The sequence below is a fragment of the Peribacillus cavernae genome (assembly GCF_003989135.1).
Lineage (GTDB): Bacteria > Bacillota > Bacilli > Bacillales > DSM-1321 > Peribacillus > Peribacillus cavernae.
On the sequence record NZ_RYZZ01000007.1, the window covers coordinates 691588 to 710598 of the forward strand.

Annotated in this window: 19 protein-coding genes and 1 tRNA gene; 18 read left to right on the plus strand and 2 right to left on the minus strand. The window is 41.0% G+C overall.

The features are described from left to right. The first annotated feature begins 89 nt into the window (after positions 1-89). The 11 genes from ELQ35_RS09420 to ELQ35_RS09470 all read left to right on the plus strand — a co-directional run bounded on the left by ELQ35_RS09420 (position 90) and on the right by ELQ35_RS09470 (position 12068). Positions 90-1781 (plus strand): L-lactate permease, encoded by a 1692-nt coding sequence (locus ELQ35_RS09420; RefSeq protein ID WP_126864561.1) that lies wholly within the window; start codon positions 90-92, stop codon positions 1779-1781. Positions 1782-2136: 355 nt separating this feature from the next. Beyond that, positions 2137-3084: a tRNA (adenosine(37)-N6)-dimethylallyltransferase MiaA gene (gene miaA, locus ELQ35_RS09425; protein WP_126864650.1), complete on the plus strand. Its 948-nt coding sequence runs from the start codon at positions 2137-2139 to the stop codon at positions 3082-3084. A gap of 34 nt (positions 3085-3118) precedes the next feature. After that, positions 3119-3352: an RNA chaperone Hfq gene (gene hfq, locus ELQ35_RS09430; protein WP_126864562.1), complete on the plus strand. Its 234-nt coding sequence runs from the start codon at positions 3119-3121 to the stop codon at positions 3350-3352. A 334-nt stretch (positions 3353-3686) separates the two neighbouring features. Continuing rightward, complete coding sequence (gene spoVK / locus ELQ35_RS09435; RefSeq protein ID WP_126864563.1) at positions 3687-4643, plus strand: stage V sporulation protein K; 957 nt, start codon at positions 3687-3689, stop codon at positions 4641-4643. 145 nt (positions 4644-4788) lie between these two features. After that, positions 4789-6042: a GTPase HflX gene (gene hflX / locus ELQ35_RS09440; protein WP_126864564.1), complete on the plus strand. Its 1254-nt coding sequence runs from the start codon at positions 4789-4791 to the stop codon at positions 6040-6042. Positions 6043-6055: 13 nt separating this feature from the next. Continuing rightward, entirely contained in the window at positions 6056-7324 is a 1269-nt protein-coding gene (locus tag ELQ35_RS09445) for a methionine gamma-lyase family protein (RefSeq protein WP_126864565.1), read from the plus strand. A 138-nt stretch (positions 7325-7462) separates the two neighbouring features. Next, positions 7463-7867, plus strand: coding sequence for a MerR family transcriptional regulator (locus ELQ35_RS09450; RefSeq protein ID WP_126864566.1), 405 nt, complete (start codon positions 7463-7465; stop codon positions 7865-7867). A gap of 51 nt (positions 7868-7918) precedes the next feature. Next, on the plus strand, positions 7919-9253 hold the full coding sequence (glnA, locus tag ELQ35_RS09455; RefSeq protein WP_126864567.1) for a type I glutamate--ammonia ligase: 1335 nt from the start codon (positions 7919-7921) through the stop codon (positions 9251-9253). A gap of 517 nt (positions 9254-9770) precedes the next feature. Next, positions 9771-9844, plus strand: a tRNA-Arg gene (locus ELQ35_RS09460). A 335-nt stretch (positions 9845-10179) separates the two neighbouring features. After that, on the plus strand, positions 10180-11331 hold the full coding sequence (locus ELQ35_RS09465) for a histidine kinase N-terminal domain-containing protein (protein WP_126864568.1): 1152 nt from the start codon (positions 10180-10182) through the stop codon (positions 11329-11331). 179 nt (positions 11332-11510) lie between these two features. After that, the gene (locus ELQ35_RS09470; RefSeq protein WP_126864569.1) at positions 11511-12068 is read left to right on the plus strand and encodes a GNAT family N-acetyltransferase; all 558 of its coding nucleotides are present in this window, start codon (positions 11511-11513) and stop codon (positions 12066-12068) included. Between the two features lie 122 nt (positions 12069-12190). On the opposite strand, the gene lexA is transcribed toward ELQ35_RS09470, so the two are convergent. Further along, on the minus strand, positions 12191-12814 hold the full coding sequence (gene lexA, locus ELQ35_RS09475) for a transcriptional repressor LexA (protein WP_126864570.1): 624 nt from the start codon (positions 12812-12814) through the stop codon (positions 12191-12193). A 158-nt stretch (positions 12815-12972) separates the two neighbouring features. Between lexA and yneA the strand changes: the two genes are divergently transcribed. The 6 genes from yneA to ELQ35_RS09505 all read left to right on the plus strand — a co-directional run bounded on the left by yneA (position 12973) and on the right by ELQ35_RS09505 (position 17473). After that, positions 12973-13281 (plus strand): cell division suppressor protein YneA, encoded by a 309-nt coding sequence (gene yneA / locus ELQ35_RS09480; RefSeq protein ID WP_126864571.1) that lies wholly within the window; start codon positions 12973-12975, stop codon positions 13279-13281. A 13-nt stretch (positions 13282-13294) separates the two neighbouring features. Then, entirely contained in the window at positions 13295-13951 is a 657-nt protein-coding gene (locus tag ELQ35_RS09485) for a YneB family resolvase-like protein (RefSeq protein ID WP_126864572.1), read from the plus strand. A 66-nt stretch (positions 13952-14017) separates the two neighbouring features. Next, entirely contained in the window at positions 14018-14254 is a 237-nt protein-coding gene (locus ELQ35_RS09490) for a DUF896 domain-containing protein (RefSeq protein ID WP_126864573.1), read from the plus strand. A gap of 218 nt (positions 14255-14472) precedes the next feature. After that, positions 14473-16479 carry a transketolase gene (gene tkt / locus ELQ35_RS09495; protein ID WP_126864574.1) on the plus strand — a complete coding sequence of 669 codons (2007 nt, stop codon included), beginning with the start codon at positions 14473-14475 and terminating at the stop codon, positions 16477-16479. A gap of 252 nt (positions 16480-16731) precedes the next feature. Then, positions 16732-17172, plus strand: coding sequence for a sporulation inhibitor of replication protein SirA (sirA, locus tag ELQ35_RS09500; RefSeq protein ID WP_126864575.1), 441 nt, complete (start codon positions 16732-16734; stop codon positions 17170-17172). Positions 17173-17257: 85 nt separating this feature from the next. Beyond that, positions 17258-17473: a YneF family protein gene (locus ELQ35_RS09505; RefSeq protein ID WP_126864576.1), complete on the plus strand. Its 216-nt coding sequence runs from the start codon at positions 17258-17260 to the stop codon at positions 17471-17473. A gap of 317 nt (positions 17474-17790) precedes the next feature. Here ELQ35_RS09505 and ELQ35_RS09510 read toward each other — a convergent pair whose 3' ends face one another. Next, a complete protein-coding gene (locus ELQ35_RS09510; protein ID WP_126864577.1) occupies positions 17791-17958 on the minus strand; it encodes an aspartyl-phosphate phosphatase Spo0E family protein in 168 nt (55 codons plus the stop codon). Positions 17959-18267: 309 nt separating this feature from the next. Between ELQ35_RS09510 and ELQ35_RS09515 the strand changes: the two genes are divergently transcribed. Next, the gene (locus ELQ35_RS09515; RefSeq protein ID WP_126864578.1) at positions 18268-18975 is read left to right on the plus strand and encodes a cytochrome c biogenesis CcdA family protein; all 708 of its coding nucleotides are present in this window, start codon (positions 18268-18270) and stop codon (positions 18973-18975) included. Positions 18976-19011: the final 36 nt, after the last annotated feature.

A 19011-nucleotide genomic window follows, 5' to 3' on the forward strand; every position in this document is an offset into this window, starting at 1 on the left:
AAATGTAAGCGATTTCCTTTAGTAGAAATAGAAAACTAGGGATGTTTTGTTTGAACCTACAAAAAGAAAGAGCAATGGAGGATTAAGCTATGTCATTTACACAGAATTTTACAGCGGTAGGAGATAATCTTGGCCTAACCGCTCTAGTAGCACTTGTTCCAATCTTATATTTTTTCTGGGCATTAGCGATCAAGCGAATGAAAGGTTATGTTGCCGGGTTAACAACTTTGCTTATTGCTTTAGTGCTTGCTGTTGTTGCTTTTAAAATGCCCGCATCAATGGCTTTGATGTCGGCGACACAGGGTGCCACCTACGGAATTTTGCCGATTGGCTGGATCATCATCACTTCTGTGTTCCTTTATAAATTAACTGTAAAGACCGGCCAGTTTGACATTATTCGTAATTCTGTCGTCTCACTTACAGAGGACAGGCGCCTACAAGCACTTTTGGTAGCATTCTCATTTGGAGCGTTCCTTGAAGGAGCGGCCGGGTTTGGTGCACCGGTGGCCATTTCGGCAGCCCTTCTGGTTGGGCTTGGGTTCAATCCCCTATACGCGGCAGGCATATGCCTAATCGCCAACACGGCTCCGGTTGCTTTCGGGGCGATCGGAACACCGATCATCGCGGTCGCAGGACCTACGGGAATCCCAGCGATGGAAATTTCGAAAATGGTTGGACGTCAATTGCCGTTTTTATCACTATTTATTCCATTCTATTTAGTCGTCATCATGGCAGGATTTAAAAAAGCAATGGAAATCATGCCTGCTATCTTAGTTACTGGTGTATCATTCGCAGTGACTCAATACTTAAGCTCCAACTTCCTTGGGCCTGAACTTCCCGATATTTTATCGGCATTAGTTTCATTATTAGCTTTAGCCATCTTCCTTAAATTTTGGAAACCGAAGACGATTTTTCGTTTTTCTGCCGAACAAGAAATGGCTGCATCTGTTGCTGCGAATTCACCTAAGAATGAGCAGATTAAGTATACGGGAGGACAAATCCTTAAAGCATGGTCACCGTTTCTTGTCTTAACAGTATTTATCACGATTTGGGGCATTCCTACCTTTAAACTGGCTTTAACAGGCCATTATGAAGGTACCAACGTCTTTTTGAAAGCAGTTAATTCATTAGGGCATGCTTTAACCCTTTTGCCAGAGGTTCCCTTTTTAAACAATAAAGTGATAAGCTCTGCCGGAGACCCAATACCTGCCATTTATAAGCTTGAAATTTTAGGGGCAGCGGGTACGTCTGTTCTCCTTGCCGCGGTAGTGACAAAGTTTATTGTCAAAATATCATGGAAAGAATGGGTGTCTACCTTTGGTGAAACAATGAATGAACTGAAGTTCCCGATTATTACAATCGGTTCGGTTGTCGGATATGCCTATGTGACAAATGCATCGGGAATGAGTACAACCCTTGGCATGACGCTGGCTAAAACTGATTCCTTATTTGCCTTCTTCTCCCCAATCCTCGGCTGGTTGGGCGTGTTTATTACTGGTTCTGATACTTCATCGAACCTGCTGTTTGGCAATATGCAAAAGGTCACAGCTACCTCAATCGGCATGGATCCGGTCCTTGCCGTGGCTGCTAATTCCTCGGGAGGGGTTACCGGGAAGATGATTTCTCCGCAATCCATCGCAGTCGCCTGTGCGGCGGTGGGTCTTGCCGGGAAAGAAGCAGACTTGTTCCGTTTCACAATAAAGCATAGTATCTTACTGGTTGTTATTGTCGGAATCATGACTTTCCTCCAAAGCAATGTGCTGTCCTGGATGGTCCCATAAACAGATTATGGTTGAAATGAAATCATAAAAAAGGAGCCTGAAAACGTACTTAGAGCTACGTTTTCAGGCTTTTTTGTTTTGAAGGAGAACTTCCTGTTATATATTTATTATGAATATAAGATAAGCTGTTGGTTCGAGAAAAGTTAAAACTATGGGTGATGATGCTTATGTGACAGCCACAATGTGAAGGTAATTTCTACATTGCCAAGTTTTTGAATAGAACAATAGTACAATGCCTTTAGCTGAGCTGAATAAAACCAATCAAGTTCGTACATAATGAATTGATGTTTAACTGGTTAAAAGGATATTATGGTAAGATAGGAAGAAATGAAATAAGGCAGTGACTGGATTGGAAATAAAAAAAGCTCAGCTTCTTGTAATTATAGGCCCTACCGCCGCAGGAAAGACGAAATTGAGCATTGAGCTTGCAAAAAGGTTCAATGGTGAAATTATCAGTGGTGATTCGATGCAGGTTTATAAAGGGATGGATATAGGAACGGCGAAGATTAATGAAGATGAAAAAGAAGGCATACCTCATTATTTAATTGATATCAAAGAACCTGAAGAACCATTTAATGCTGCAGAATTTCAGGAAAGAGTAAACTTAACCATCAGCGAGATACATAGAAGGGGAAAGTTACCTATCATTGTTGGCGGAACAGGCTTATACATTCAATCTGTCATCTATGACTATCATTTTTCTGAAGCTCCATCAAATCCCTCTTACCGGAAGCAGCTCGAAAGACAAGTTCAAGAAGAAGGAATTGAGCCCGTTTTTGCAAAACTCCATACCATCGACCCTGAAAGTGCAGCGCGGATACATCCCAATAATGTCCGGCGGGTAATCCGTGCCCTTGAAATATATCATTGTACAGGTAAAACAATGAGCGGGCAGCTGGCAGATCAGCCATCGGATTTGAAATATGACACGGTGATTATTGGGCTCACGATGGACCGCGGCAAATTGTATGAGCGAATCGATCAGCGGGTCGATGTAATGGTGGCACAAGGCCTGGTAGATGAAGTCCGTTTTTTTTATCAACAAGGACTCAAGAATTGCCAATCAATACAGGCGATAGGGTACAAGGAGCTTTATGATTACTTTGATGGCACCTTAGCACTTGATGAAGCCCTGGAGGCTTTGAAGCAAAATTCCCGTCGGTATGCAAAACGACAGCTGACCTGGTTTCGAAATAAGATGGATGTGAACTGGTTTGATATGACTGCTGCAGGGGACTTTTCAAAAAAGTTTGAAGAAATATCGGCTTTTATTGCAGGAAAGCTCTCGGTTAAAAGCGAATAAATAACAATATAGAGAGAATAGAGGAGGATTTACAATGAAGCAATCCGTAAATATTCAAGATCAATTTCTAAATCAGTTAAGAAAAGAGAGTACGTATGTAACCGTGTTTTTATTAAACGGCTTTCAAATAAGGGGACAAATCAAAGGTTTTGATAACTTTACTGTTCTTTTTGAAACAGAAGGTAAACAGCAGTTAGTTTTCAAGCACGCCATCTCCACTTTCGCACCGCAGCGAAATGTCCAGATCGATTTTGACGCAAAAGAATAGGATATACCAAGCAGGCATGAAAACATGCCTGTTTTGTTTTTTTGCTCCGCTTTCCAAACGAGAAAGCTGAACCGCTGTTGTAAAATTCCCCTGTTTTTTAAACAAAGTATACTGACTTATCTTTTTTTTGAATATATATTAAAGGAGGAAATATTTCTTGGGAAAGCGCAGGAAATGACAAGCCTTCCGGATATCATGTTGGAATATAGCTACATTTGTCAGAAAATTGCGTAAAGTGTAAAGGTATAACTTCAGCTACTTGTAAAACCCAAGCCTACATAGGCATTCGCATAAACATCAGTGTATATTGTTTTGGAATGGAGAGGTGGATGCTTTGGAACAGCCTATCCGTATGAAAAATAACGGACAAATCAATGTCGTTTTAAACGGACAAAAACGTAAAACGATAAAAAAAGACCCTCCTAGGGAAATTCAGGATAGAGACATTCCTCTGCAGCACATGGTCTTAAAAGAAATGGAAGAGGAATTAGCAACGCTTGTCGGAATGGAAGAGATGAAACGGGTGATAAAAGAAATCTACGCATGGATTTATGTCAACAAGAGGCGGGAAGAACGGGGACTGAAAACAGGCAGGCAGGCCCTGCATATGATGTTTAAAGGTAACCCGGGCACGGGTAAAACAACAGTAGCAAGACTGATAGGAAAGCTGTTTCAGAAGATGAATGTCCTCACTAAAGGCCATTTGATCGAAGCGGAACGAGCGGATTTAGTCGGGGAATACATCGGCCATACGGCTCAGAAAACGCGGGATTTGATTAAAAAAGCAATCGGTGGAATTCTTTTTATTGATGAAGCCTATTCCCTCGGCAGGGGAGGGGAAAAGGACTTTGGGAAGGAAGCGATCGATACCCTGGTTAAACATATGGAGGACCGACAGCATGAATTTATCCTGATCCTTGCTGGTTACTCCCGGGAAATGGATCACTTCTTTACCCTCAACCCAGGACTACACTCGCGTTTCCCTATTGTCGTCGATTTTCCGGATTATTCGATCGACCAGCTCCTTGAGATTGCATATAAGATGCTTGATGAAAGGGAATATGCGATTAGCAGAGATGCGGAACGAAAGCTGAGGGACCACCTTACGTACTTGAAAAACGTGCTTGGCCCAGTATCATTCTCGAACGGCCGCTATATCCGCAATGTCATCGAGAAATCGATACGTTCACAGGCGATGAGGCTGCTGATGGAAGATGCTTATGACAGAAATGACTTGATTACCTTGAGAAGCCAGGATTTAGTTTTTGAAGAAGAAGTTGATGGTTTCTGAGGCAATCCAGGCGGGATATAATCTAAAAAAAACGGCTTCAGCCGTTTTTTTGTTAAGGATATTTCAGTAACGTGCAGTATTTTGGAAAGGTTTATTTTTCTGATAAGATAGTGAGTAGAGAAAACCCTAAAGGATGGTGCGTTTTTTGGAACATAAGGAAAAAGAAAACGTCATTTTGATCGGCTGCCAGACGGCAGAGGATGATGCACGCTATGAATATTCTTTGGATGAGCTTGTGTCGCTGACGAAAACGGCAAATGGAGAGGTTCTAATGACGGTCACTCAGAAAAGGGATCGTGTCCATCCATCTACATATATAGGCAAAGGGAAAGTAGAAGAGCTTAAAAATCTGGAAGAGGAATTGGAGCCCGATTTATTTATTTTCAATGATGAACTTTCGCCAAGTCAAATCCGCAACTTGTCCCAGCATTTCAATGCCCGGGTTATCGACCGTACCCAGCTTATTCTCGATATATTTGCAAACCGGGCCCAATCAAAGGAAGGAAAGCTCCAGGTGGAGCTGGCGCAGCTGCAATATTTGCTGCCGCGATTGGTCGGCCAGGGTACTGCCCTGTCAAGATTGGGCGGAGGAATTGGGACGAGGGGTCCGGGGGAAACGAAGCTCGAGAGCGATAGACGCCATATCCGCCGCCGTATCGATGAGATAAAAGGGCAACTTGATGTTGTGGTTAAGCACCGTGAAAGATATCGTGAACGGAGAAAGCGGAACAAAACTTTCCAGGTGGCATTTGTCGGCTATACGAATGCCGGCAAATCAACATTATTCAACCGTGTGACAGAGGCTGGCACGTTTGAAGAAAACCTACTTTTTGCCACTCTGGATCCAATGACAAGAAAATCGGTGCTTCCAAGCGGCTTCACGATGCTCATGACGGATACGGTAGGTTTTATTCAGGACCTCCCAACAACGCTGATTGCGGCATTCAGGTCCACACTGGAGGAAGTAAAGGAGGCCGACCTGCTGCTCCATATTGTCGATTCATCAAATCCTGATTCCTACAATCATGAAAAGACGGTTCATGATCTGTTATCCGACCTGGAAGTAAACCATATTCCCCAGCTGACGCTATATAATAAGAAGGATTTGAAACACGCTGATTTCATGCCTACTTCAAGCGGAAAGTCAATGCTGATCAGTGCCTTTGAAGAAAGGGACCTTGAGGCAGTATTGGCACAAATCGAGGAAAACGTCATTGGCGAAATGGAAATGTACCACGTTTTTCTTCCTGCAAGTGAAGGAAAGCTCCTTTCTCAGCTTAAAAATGAAACAATTCTGCGGTCTTTGTCCTTTAACGAAGAAAAGGAGCAATATGAATGCAAAGGCTTTTCTTTACTAGACCATCCTTTAACCGGACAGCTCGAGAAATACTCAAAGTAAAAGGAGAAACAACATGTACGAGAATTTAACAAACGGCGGCCAATTAAGGGTGCTGGCAAGTTCTGTAGAGGAAATGATTGCCCCGTTGCATAAAGAAGCAAATGACAGAATCGAAGCCAATCAGTATCGTGTATTGCAAAGCTTCCAGAAATACAGAGTAAGCGACTCTCATTTTATCCCATCCACTGGATACGGCTATGATGATATCGGAAGGGATACGCTCGAATCTATCTATGCGGATGTGTTCGGCGGGGAAGCAGGGCTTGTCCGCCCGCAAATCATTTCCGGGACACATGCGATTTCAATTGCGCTGTTCGGGATTTTGCGCCCGGGTGACGAGCTATTATACATAACCGGCAAGCCATATGATACGCTGGAGGAAATTGTAGGCATACGCGGGAGCGGCGTGGGTTCCTTAAGGGAATTCCAGATAGGCTATGACATGGTGTTACTGACTGATGAAGGCAAGGTCGATTTTGACGCCGTAGAAAAAGCGATCACCACAAAAACGAAAATGATCGGGATTCAACGCTCTAAAGGATATGCAACTCGCCCCTCCTTTACGGTTGCTGAGATCAGTGAAATGATCAGGTTTGTAAAAGGAATTAATCCGGAAATCGTCGTCTTCGTGGATAATTGTTACGGCGAATTCGTCGAAACCAAAGAACCCTGCCATGTCGGGGCTGATTTGATGGCAGGCTCGCTCATTAAAAACCCGGGTGGAGGCTTGGCCAAGACAGGCGGGTATATTGTCGGAAAAAAGGAATATGTGGCAGCATGCTCATACAGATTGACTTCACCAGGAATTGGGGCTGAAGCCGGCGCTTCCCTATATAGCCTCCAGGAAATGTACCAGGGATTTTTCCTCGCTCCCCATGTAGTCGGACAAGCCCTTAAAGGGGCGATTTTTACATCCGCGCTTTTGGAAAGGCTTGGAATGAACACCTCACCAAAGTGGAACGCAAAAAGAACCGATTTGATCCAGTCTGTCCAATTTGAGGACCGTGATAAAATGATTTTATTCTGCCAGACAATCCAATTTGCATCACCAGTAAATTCACACGTTACACCTTATCCAAGCTATATGCCTGGCTACGAGGATGACGTAATCATGGCCGCGGGAACGTTCATTCAGGGTGCTAGTATCGAATTAACCGCAGACGGACCAACGAGGCCGCCGTATGTTGCCTACATACAGGGCGGCTTAACCTATTCACATGTAAAAATAGCGGTACTTGCAGCAGTAAATTCATTGATCGATAAAAAGCTGTTTGCGATATAAACGAAGTGAGGCCGCCTTGAAACTGGTTGTCTCACTTTTTGAAAAAATTTCATGTAACACAACTTAACGTTGATTTGACAATAAAGGTAACATGTAATATAGTTATAGCAGGTCAACAAAACAAAGGAGATGCTTCGGATGAGCGGCAACAACATTCGGCGTTCGATGCCTCTTTTCTCTATCGGAATCGTTATGCAGCTGACAGAGTTGTCTGCGCGCCAGATCCGGTATTATGAAGAGCATCAACTGATAACTCCTGAACGAACAGAAGGGAACCGTCGGCTTTTTTCATTAAATGATATCGACCGGCTCCTGGAAATTAAAGAACTAATCGAGCAGGGTGTAAATCTCGCAGGGATTAAAAAGTTATTTTCTGTCAAAGAAGAATCACTCATGCAAGCATTAGAAAACAATAAGGAAAAACTGGAAAAACCTGATTTAAGTGATGATGAGCTGCGAAAGCTTCTCAGGAATGAGCTTTTGCATGGCGGCAATAACCGTACATTCCTCCGTCAAGGAGATATGTCTCGTTTCTTTCATTAAAAAGCATTAGTAAATGTAAAGTTTAATATTTTTAGGGAGGAATAATTGATTATGGCAAAGTATACTCGTGAAGATATTACCCGTTTGGCAAAGGAAGAAAACGTTAAATATGTCCGCCTTCAATTTACAGACATCCTGGGTACGATCAAGAACGTTGAAATCCCGGTTAGCCAGCTTGAAAAAGCGCTTGGCAACAAAATGATGTTCGATGGATCTTCCATTGAAGGTTTCGTTCGAATTGAAGAATCAGATATGTATCTATATCCTGATCTTGATACATGGGTCATATTCCCTTGGACATCAGAAAAAGGAAAGGTTGCCCGTTTAATTTGTGATATCTACAACACTGACGGAACTTCATTTGAAGGAGATCCACGTGCTAATCTTAAACGTATTCTGGCCGAAGCAAAAGAGCTTGGCTTTACAGACTTCAATCTTGGACCTGAACCTGAATTCTTCTTATTCAAGCTAGATGAAAAAGGGGAACCAACCCTAGAGTTAAATGATAGAGGCGGTTATTTTGACCTGGCGCCGACTGACCTTGGTGAAAATTGCCGTCGCGATATCGTTCTTGAACTTGAAGAAATGGGCTTTGAAATCGAAGCTTCCCACCATGAGGTTGCCCCGGGACAGCATGAAATTGACTTTAAGTATGCGGATGCCATTACAGCTTGTGATAATATCCAGACTTTTAAATTGGTTGTAAAGACAATTGCCCGCAAACACGGATTGCATGCGACATTCATGCCAAAGCCATTATTCGGTGTGAACGGCTCCGGAATGCACTGCAACGTTTCATTATTCAAAGGAAGCGAAAATGCATTTTATGACCACAACGGAAAACTGGAACTAAGCGAAACAGCCGAGCAATTCATCGCCGGTATCATCAAGCACGCTCCTAGCTTTACAGCGGTAACCAATCCGACTGTCAATTCGTACAAGCGTCTTGTTCCTGGCTATGAAGCCCCTTGCTACGTAGCATGGTCAGCGAAAAACCGCAGTCCGCTGATCCGTATCCCAGCCTCACGCGGCGTCAGCACTCGTGTGGAAGTACGAAGCGTAGACCCGGCTGCGAATCCATACCTTGCAATTGCCGTTTTATTAAAAGCCGGCCTGGATGGAATCAAGAATAATCTTACTCCGCCGAAACCAATCGACCGCAACATCTATGTCATGAACAAAGAAGAAAGAGAAAAAGCAGGCATCATTGATCTTCCAGCAACTTTGGCTGCAGCTCTGGATACGTTAAAATCAAACGAAATTATCTGTGCTGGACTTGGAAGCCACTTATTAGAGCATTTCATCGAAGCGAAAGAGATTGAGTGGGATATGTTCCGCACCCAGGTCCATCCTTGGGAGAGAGAGCAATACATGACGATGTATTAATAGAGGAATCCCTTGGCGCTCACGGATGGGCGTTGAGGGATTTTTTGTGGTTAATAAGTAAGGGCGATGAAAAAAGTGGAGGCCAATCCCCACTTACATAAGCGGAAAGCAAGAAACTTTGCAACGATCACTATTCCGGAATCTCAGAAAAACTAATGGCTATTGGAGGTTTTCATTGTGGAAAAAGAAATTATCATTCAAACTATAAAATGGACGATTCCGGGGTAAATATAACTAAGAGATGAGAGGTTCCTGATGAAAAAAAACGAATATGAAACAGGACAAGATGGCGACTGGAGTATTTAACATATATAAGATCATGTAATTCTTTTGAGAAGCAAATGCACAAAAACGATTTTTAAAAGGAAATCTTACCTTATTCTAAGTTTAATCGATAAAAATGATTGATAACAGCCCACTTATTTGTTATTATTAGAAAGTTAGCGCATTCGGCAGGAGTTAGATAATCCAACCGAAATAGCAATAGCTGTATTAAAAGGCAAATAGCCTTGTGCATGTCCCAGTAGCTCAGCAGGATAGAGCGACAGCCTCCTAAGCTGTAGGTCGTAGGTTCGATTCCTATCTGGGACGCTAAGTGAAAAGGAGCCAGACCCTTAACAGATGAGGGTTTGGCTCTTTGTGCTTTTGATGGTGATGGTCTAAAGCACTATTCACTGTTTACATTTAGTAACTGATTTAATTTTCACTTCTAATCCTGATAAAAGGGTCCAGGCAGTAAAAAAGCAGGAAAAAGTAAAATCGATAGCGAATAGATATTATGGGCTCTTTTGCTTCAGAAAAAACGAGGGTGCCATCAACTTTTATAAATATAAGGTACTCTTTTAATATAACTGTATTTGCTTTTCGAAATTTTCCATTGAAGGTAAGCTTTTGATCTTTACCATCATAGAGAGGGTGGACATGAAGTGGTTACTGCACAACTTTTAGCCGACTATCTCGATAAAAGATTTCCGGCCTTTTTTCAGGATTGGCAAGATAGTCTTTTTGTTTCTTCAGATGATATTCACTTTAACCGTATTAACGGAAATGGTGCGGAAATGTACTACCTGGTGAAATTAAATATGGTAAAGCCATTGAGCATTGAAGAAATCATGAATTTAGCATATAAGGTGGCAAAAGAAAGGGCTGAGGCTGACATAAATATCGGCCACTTTGTTTATAATGTCAACAAAGGACGCACCCTCATTATTAAACATCTTAATAGCTCTGGATTTTTACTGGAAGATTTGGATCCGTACATTGAAGGCACTAACAATTTATTTGATCAATTCTGTTTCTATGCAGTTACTAAATACACGGAATTGAAGATACAAGAATTACATCGCAAAGATTCCTTTATTCAACAGACTCATAAAGATCGACTTTTTTTTCTGGGGCAAATGTCTTCGAGCTTTGTTCATGAATTTAGAAACCCATTGACATCGGTTATTGGATTTACAAAACTGCTAAAAAATGAAATTCCCAACCATAAGTATATCAAAATTATCGAACGTGAATTAGAACAGTTAAACTATAAAATCACGCAATTTCTTCATGTATCGAAAAAAGATATCCTACGTAAGGAAAAGGAAGACGTATTTTTTTCTGAATTATTTAATGAAATTTTGGATTTTTTATATCCCAGTATAGTAGATAGCGATGTAGAGATAATCAAGGACTTTGAATATACCGAAAAATTTGAGGCGAACAAAGAGGAACTGAGACAAGTTTTTATAAATATAATCTTGAATTCCATAGAAGCTTTGAAGCAGAAAGAAACTCAAAGGACAATCACAATACATTTTCATGAAAATGATGAAACTGTAACGATCAAAATTAGTAATAATGGTCCAAATATTTCACGAGAGATGATGGAGATGATTTTTGAACCTTTTTATACAACAAAGGAATTGGGAACAGGCATAGGCTTATACGTCTGTAAACAAATCATTGATAAGCATAACGGTAAAATATCTTGTACTTCGGGAGAAGATTTCACTTCTTTCATTATTTCTTTACCAAAGACAGCCATTTCCCATAAACCTGATCCTGCTGCTTCAATGCTTGCAAAAACGTAGGGAATTTTAAAGGTTTCAGAATAAAATAGTGAATGTAACCATTGAGAAGTGTCAAATTTTCGAAAAATATCGCTTTTTTTAAAAACAGCTTATAAGATAAAAGGGATAGAATATTTCTGAAAAGTTATTTAATGGCTGCTATTAATGGGGTAATAAAAACTTGTCCAAAGGAGATTAATATGACGCTTAGTACTTCCAGTCTTTTTCGTGGAGAACTTGTAAAACTATCCGCACCCAGAGAAGAAGATGCTGAAATAATGGCAAAATGGGAAGAGGATTCAGAGTATCTTCGAAATGTAGATACAGATATTGCCCTTCCGCATGCAAAAATGCAATTTGAAATAGAGGAAAGTCCTGACCCCAACGAAGCTTACTTTCGGTTAAGGAAGATGGAGAATGATGAATTAATTGGCTTTGTCGTCATTCACCGTATTGAATGGAACAATCGAGCGGGATTTTTAGCGATCGGAATTGGAGATTCGAAAAATCGTAATAAAGGCTATGGAACAGAGGCATTACAACTGATTCTCCGTTTTGCCTTTCATGAATTGAATTTAAACCGTGTAAGCCTGGATGTAATTGAGTATAACAAAAGAGCAATCCATGCTTATAAAAAAGCTGGCTTCCAGCACGAAGGAAGAATGAGAGCGGCTGTTAGCCGTGACGGAAAACGCTATGACCGCATAATTATGGGCATTTTATGTCCGGAATGGGAAGACCGATATCAGGTAAAATAAGGGGATGGATAAAACAGCCGATCAACTTGGATCGGCTGTTTTCATTAATGAAAGTGACTATGTGCTGCTGCGTTCTCTTTTTTTCTTGGACCAATTAGCAAAAGCAGCTAAATCTAATATATTTAATGAATCTGTCTGTATAAACCAATCACTTTTCCAAGAATGGAAACGTTGCTTAAAATGATTGGATCCATATTTGAATTTTCCGGCTGTAAGCGGATAAAGTCCTTTTCTTTAAAGAACCTCTTGACAGTTGCTTCGTTATCTTCCGTCATTGCGACAACGATATCGCTATTATTTGCGGTATTTTGCTGCTTGACAATGACAAAATCTCCATTCAATATCCCCGCTTCGATCATACTTTCTCCCATGATCTCCAACATGAATACCTGCTCGTCCTGGGGAGCCATATTTTCCGGAAGCGGGAAATATTCTTCTATATTTTCAATCGCAGTAATCGGAAGGCCGGCTGTAACTTTACCTAGTAAGGGTACATTTATTACCCCGTTTTTTGGAATGTTATTTGTTTCCTCCAATTCTAGAACCTCGATTGCCCTCGGCTTAGTCGGATCTCTTCTGATAAGCCCCTTGCTCTCCAATCTTGATAAGTGGCCATGAACCGTAGAACTTGAAGCCAGGCCTACAGCTTCACCGATTTCACGTACGGAAGGCGGATAGCCTTTCTTGCGGACTTCCTCTTTAATAAACCCCATAATATCTTGCTGCCGTTTCGATAGTTTTGTCATTTCACGCACCCCATCTCAAAATCCTTGTGTTAATTATAGCATGTACTCAAAATAGATACAAACATAAGTTCGAATTTTTTTATTGACATAAAACAAACGTTCGGTTTATACTAAAAACTACTAAGAGCGAACAAGCATTCGATATGGAGGAATGATTAATGAAAACATTTTTACAAAAACACTCATATACGCTTCTTCTTCTGGGAGCGGTGTTTCTTTTTTCCTTATTCTTTTTTTCCTTGCAATCTGATAAAGAAAATATCAACAACTATGTCACGGTCACAGTATCTTCGGGGGAAACACTTTGGGAGATGGCTGAACGGTATGGAAACGAGAATTTGACAAAAAACGATTTCATTGATTGGATAGAAAAGCATAATCAATTACAGGCAGAGTCACTAAAACCGGGTGAGAAAATTGTAATTCCAGTTGAAAAGGACATTAACGTGTTAGCTAGTGAGCGATAAAGGTAGGGTAGAAATGAAAGCTATTATTTACTGTCGGGTAAGCACTGAAAAAGAATCCCAGGAAACCTCCCTGGCAAGGCAGGAGGATGAATTGAAAGCTCTTGCAGCAAGATTAGAGTTTGATGTGGCGGAGGTTATCAAGGAACGGGCAAGCGGTTTTGAATTAGACAGGGACGGAATATTTGAAATGCTCGATCTATTAAAAGAAAAACAAGCAGAAGCTGTATTAATACAGGATGAAACCAGGCTTGGACGCGGAAACGCAAAGATTGCTCTTTTCCATGTCGTCCTCAAGGAAGGAGCCAAGATTTATTCTCTTTCGAATCACGGTGAAATGGAATTATCCGATGCCGATACAATGGTCCTGGAGATTGTCGGAATTGTAGAGGAATATCAAAGGAAGCTGCACAATCTTAAAATTAAGAGGGGGATGCTTCGTGCAGTGGAAGAAGGATACAGGCCGGAAAAAAACCTGAAGAACCGGGGAAATCCAGGAGGAAGGGACCGGAAGCGGGTTCCCTTTGAAGAAATTGCCCGTTTGAGGGGAAACGGTCTTACCTTTGAAGAAATTGCCGCAACCCTAAGAGGATTTGGGTATTCCGTCTCAAAGGCTACAGTCCATCGCAGGTACCTGGAACATCAAAAGGATGAACTAAACAACAAATCATAGAACTTGTTTTTTTTCTATAATTTCGATAGCATTGGCAGTATCAGAAAATATAGAAGGAGCGAAACGATGCTGTCGAAAGATAAAATTGCCCGTATTAACGAGCTTTCTAAGAAATCAAAAGAAGTTGGATTAACACATCAAGAGGCAAAAGAACAGACAAAACTGCGAAGCGACTATCTACAATCCTTTAGAAATTCAATGGCAAACACCTTAGAAAATGTTACGATAATTGATCCGGAGGGCAATGATGTGACCCCGGGGAAAATAAAGGAAATCAAAAAAAATAAAAAACATTTACATTAATGATTTTTTTCATTATATCCATACTTACAGAGAATACATAAGAGAATGTATTCTCTTTTTTTAGCTAATCATAAAAAAACAGACATTTACTGGCTATGCTGCGTCTTTTTTTTCAGAAACCAGGTAAATTCCCCAAGAAATAAGGGATTTTAGTTGTCTTTATATAGAGGTACCTATAATATATAAGAGTAATTTATCAAGGAAAGGATGTTTTTTGCATGTTTGATAAGATTGATGCACTTTCCATCAATACCATTCGGACTTTGTCCATTGATGCTATTGAAAAAGCTAAATCAGGCCATCCAGGGTTGCCGATGGGTGCTGCTCCAATGGCCTATACGTTATGGACACAGTTCATGAACCATAATCCAAAGAATCCCCAATGGTTCAACAGAGACCGCTTTGTTCTTTCAGCAGGGCATGGTTCTATGCTTCTTTATAGTTTATTGCATTTATCCGGATATGATTTATCCATGGATGACATAAAAAATTTCCGTCAATGGGGAAGCAAAACTCCAGGCCACCCGGAATTTGGCCATACCGCCGGAGTCGATGCCACAACGGGTCCACTCGGGCAGGGAATTGCGATGGCAGTCGGGATGGCAATGGCTGAGCGTCATTTAGCCGCTACTTACAACCGCGATTCTTTTAATGTGGTCGATCATTATACATACGGCATCTGTGGTGATGGCGATATAATGGAAGGAGTATCTGCTGAAGCCGCTTCATTGGCAGCTCATCTGAAGCTTGGAAGACTGGTTGTCTTTTATGACTCGAACGATATTTCATTAGATGGGGATTTAAATAAATCTTTCAGTGAAAGTGTTGAAAACCGCTTCAAAGCATATGGATGGCAATATGTACGTGTCAATGACGGAAACGATTTACAGGAAATCGTCAAAGCAATTGAAGAAGCTAAGACGGATGATTCACGCCCTACATTAATCGAAGTGAAGACTGTCATCGGCTACGGTTCGCCAAACCGGGCAGGAAAGTCAGCTGTTCATGGGGCTCCGCTTGGTGCTGAGGAACTGAAGCTTACAAAAGAAGCTTATAAGTGGACATTCGAACAGGACTTTCATGTACCTGATGAGGTGTACAAGCATTTCGAGCAGACTTGTGTGGAACAAGGAAATAGGAAAGAAGCCGCTTGGAACAGCCTTTTCAAGAATTATCAAGAGGCACATCCTGATCTCGCTGCCCAGCTTGAAAGTGCAATAAAAGGCGAGCTTTCCGAAGGCTGGGATAGGGGAATTCCGGTATATGAAGAAGGGAAAAGCCTTGCATCCCGTGCATCAAGCGGAGAGGTACTTAATGCAATCGCTAAGAATCTTCCAAGCTTTATCGGGGGTTCGGCAGACCTGGCTGGTTCAAATAATACAATGATTAAAGGATACGCTGATTATACGCCTGATGAATATGAAGGCAGAAATATCTGGTTTGGTGTACGTGAATTCGCCATGGGTGCAGCACTAAACGGTATGGCACTTCATGGAGGTATTAAAGTATTCGGGGGAACCTTCTTTGTATTCTCTGATTATCTGCGTCCAGCGATTCGTCTGGCCGCTTTAATGGGCTTGCCTGTCACTTACGTTTTCACTCATGACAGTATCGCAGTAGGTGAAGATGGGCCCACTCACGAACCGATCGAGCAATTGCCTGCGCTTCGTGCCATGCCAAATCTTGGCGTAATCCGTCCGGCTGATGGAAATGAAACAGCAGCAGCATGGAAAGCAGCACTTGAATCAAACAATAAACCGACGGCCCTCGTACTAACCCGTCAAAACCTTCCGACACTAAAAAATACCGCTGAATTGGCATATGAAGGCGTAACAAAAGGAGCTTATATTATTTCTCCGGCTGGAAAAGATCAGGCGGATGCCCTCCTTCTCGCAACTGGATCTGAGGTAAATCTCGCGGTGGAAGCCCAAAAAGTACTGGCCGATGAGGGATTTGATGTTTCGGTTGTGAGCATGCCTTCATGGGATCGCTTTGAAGCGCAATCCAGGGAGTATAAGCAAAGTATCCTCGATCCTGCTGTCAAGAAGCGCCTTGCAATTGAGGTGGCTTCACCATTTGGCTGGGATCGCTACACAGGGGATGAAGGTGAAATCCTTGCTATTAACCATTTTGGCGCTTCTGCCCCAGGTGGAAAAATCATGGAAGAGTTCGGTTTTACGGTAGAAAATGTAGCAGCACGCGTTAAAGCAATGCTTCAAAATTAAGTGAAAGGAACCTGTCCACAGTCGGACAGGTTTCTTTCATGAAAATACAGTAAACACCCACATAATCCGTCGAGTTGCTAAAAAGTGAAATCATTTTACATGCAAATTAAAATAGAATATAGTAAGTTTATACATTAATTTTCAGAAAATTTATAATTCGACAAAAAAAGAAATTATTTTTACCATCAAACAACATATCTTTTTATTTTTCAAATATATAATTAAAAAAAGGAGTGTTAGGAGGCGGTTGGAATGAGGAATTACCGAATCTATCTGATAGAGGATGAATTTGCACAACATTACTTTGGCAGAGAGAAACTATTTTTCAATTTGTTTTTGGAGTATACTAATTCGTCCGGAAGACAAAAGGGTATTCTGCAAAAACAAATCGAATATATTACTAAGCCTATTCCCACTGCTGAACTGCGAGATATATTAGAAAACCAATTAATGAGGAAAAAGGATTTTTTATATAAAGATGGCGTCTATTATTTAGATAAGAGATCCGGTAAAGCAAGAGCTGCTCTAAAACTCGATGGCCAGTTTATTGTCTTACAGGCTGAAGGAGATTTTGAAGCAGAAACGTCTTTTTTTGAATCCATTCGCAAGTATGAATCGGGCTTTCTCGCCATAGATCTTGAAAATACACATTATGGCTGGCTAAAGCCCGTCAAAGAAAGAAAATTTGTCTAAAAAGAGGACAATCCCAGCTTGAATATTGTATAATAACCCTTGGTCTAGTACACTGTATGATAGACAACATGAAGGAGGAAATAGCATGTGGGAATACATTCTAGTTGGTGTTCTGGCGCTGCTCGTCGGGATAGCACTAGGATTTTTCATTGCTCGCCGCTATATGATGAGCTACCTAAAGAAAAATCCGCCAATTAACGAACAAATGTTAAAAATGATGATGATGCAAATGGGCATGAAGCCTTCCCAAAAGAAAATCAATCAGATGATGAGCGCCATGAATAAGCAACAATTGAAATAAAACCCTTTGATGAACCCCATGAATAAACAAATAAAGTAATGGCTGAAAAGCACTCCACGAGTGCTTTTTGTTTTGGGCAGGCGCGGGACATAGAAGCGATACTGAATGCACATGAGAAGGTGTCGGAAGCAGCAGCGGGGTTACTGTTTGAATGAAAATAATAAGGAACCGTACAGCAGGTATTCTACTCTATGAATTAGCTGTTTTATTGTGGGAAGTGTGAAGGTAAAGTGAGATAGGGTAATGAAAATATGGAGGCGCAGTAAGGGGAAGCCGTGTGGAACAGATGTAGTGGCACACAAAAATACCCCTTCTCACTAGGAAAGGTCAATCTTTAAGAAGGTTTTGTTATACTGGTTAAGCAACTGATCTAATTCCTGGCTGTATTCCAGAGTCACTTTTGAGTTCAAACCATTCTTAGAAACGATTTGAAATAATTCCACTCTCTTTTTTTCAATTAATGTAAGAAATTCAATTTTTGTCACAATAATTGGTCCTTTCTTTGGAACTTTTTCATAAGATAATAATGAAGATGTATTGATATAGTAAAAATGTATGATTATTGAAATTATAAACCCTTATGGAAATTAACTCAAATATATTTTATCTATTTTCTTGCAATTATATTTTATCAATTTTTCTTGGTAAGGTCTCAATAAAAATTTTGGTATATTAGTGAAAGATGAGTCAGGCCGTAAGCCTGTGATTCATTGCTCATCAATATCCATTCAATATCTTTTTTAGAGGCAATTTGTTAGAATAATGATAACTGTCAAGAATAGGAGTTGGCGTAGTTGAATGATGTAAACGTATTTCTTGCTTTCGGGGCAGGGTTTTTAAGCTTCATTTCTCCGTGTTGTTTGCCGCTCTATCCAGCATTCCTTTCATACATAACCGGAATGAGCGTTGGAGAGATTAAATCGGAAAATGCCATGCTTCAAAGAAGAAGTTTATTACATACTTTGTTTTTCTTGCTTGGATTTTCGCTTATCTTTATTGCCCTCGGTTTCAGCGCCTCCATATTAGGACGTTTTTTTGAGACCTACCAGGATTTAATCAGGCAGATTGGCGCGATTATTATCATCTTTTTAGGTTTGATAATAATAGGTGTTTTCCAGCCGAAATTCTTAATGAAGGATGTGCGCTTTGAATTAAAGAACCGTCCAGGGGGATATTTTGGCTCTGTGTTGATAGGGCTTGCATTTGCGGCGGGCTGGACGCCCTGTACAGGGCCGATCCTTTCAGCTGTATTTTACATGGCAGGTACTAATCCGGGTTCTTCAATGCTCTACATGATCGCTTATATATTAGGATTTGCCATCCCGTTTTTTATCCTCTCCTTCTTCATAGGCAAATTGAAATGGATTAAGAAATATAGCAATCAAATCGTAAAAATCGGCGGTTATATTATGATTGTGATGGGGGTTGTTTTGTTTTTTGACTGGATGACCAAGATCATTATTGTTTTCTCCAATCTTTTTGGAGGGTTTACAGGATTTTAAGACTGAAGGGCAGGGTATTGAAAACGATCTAGCTTT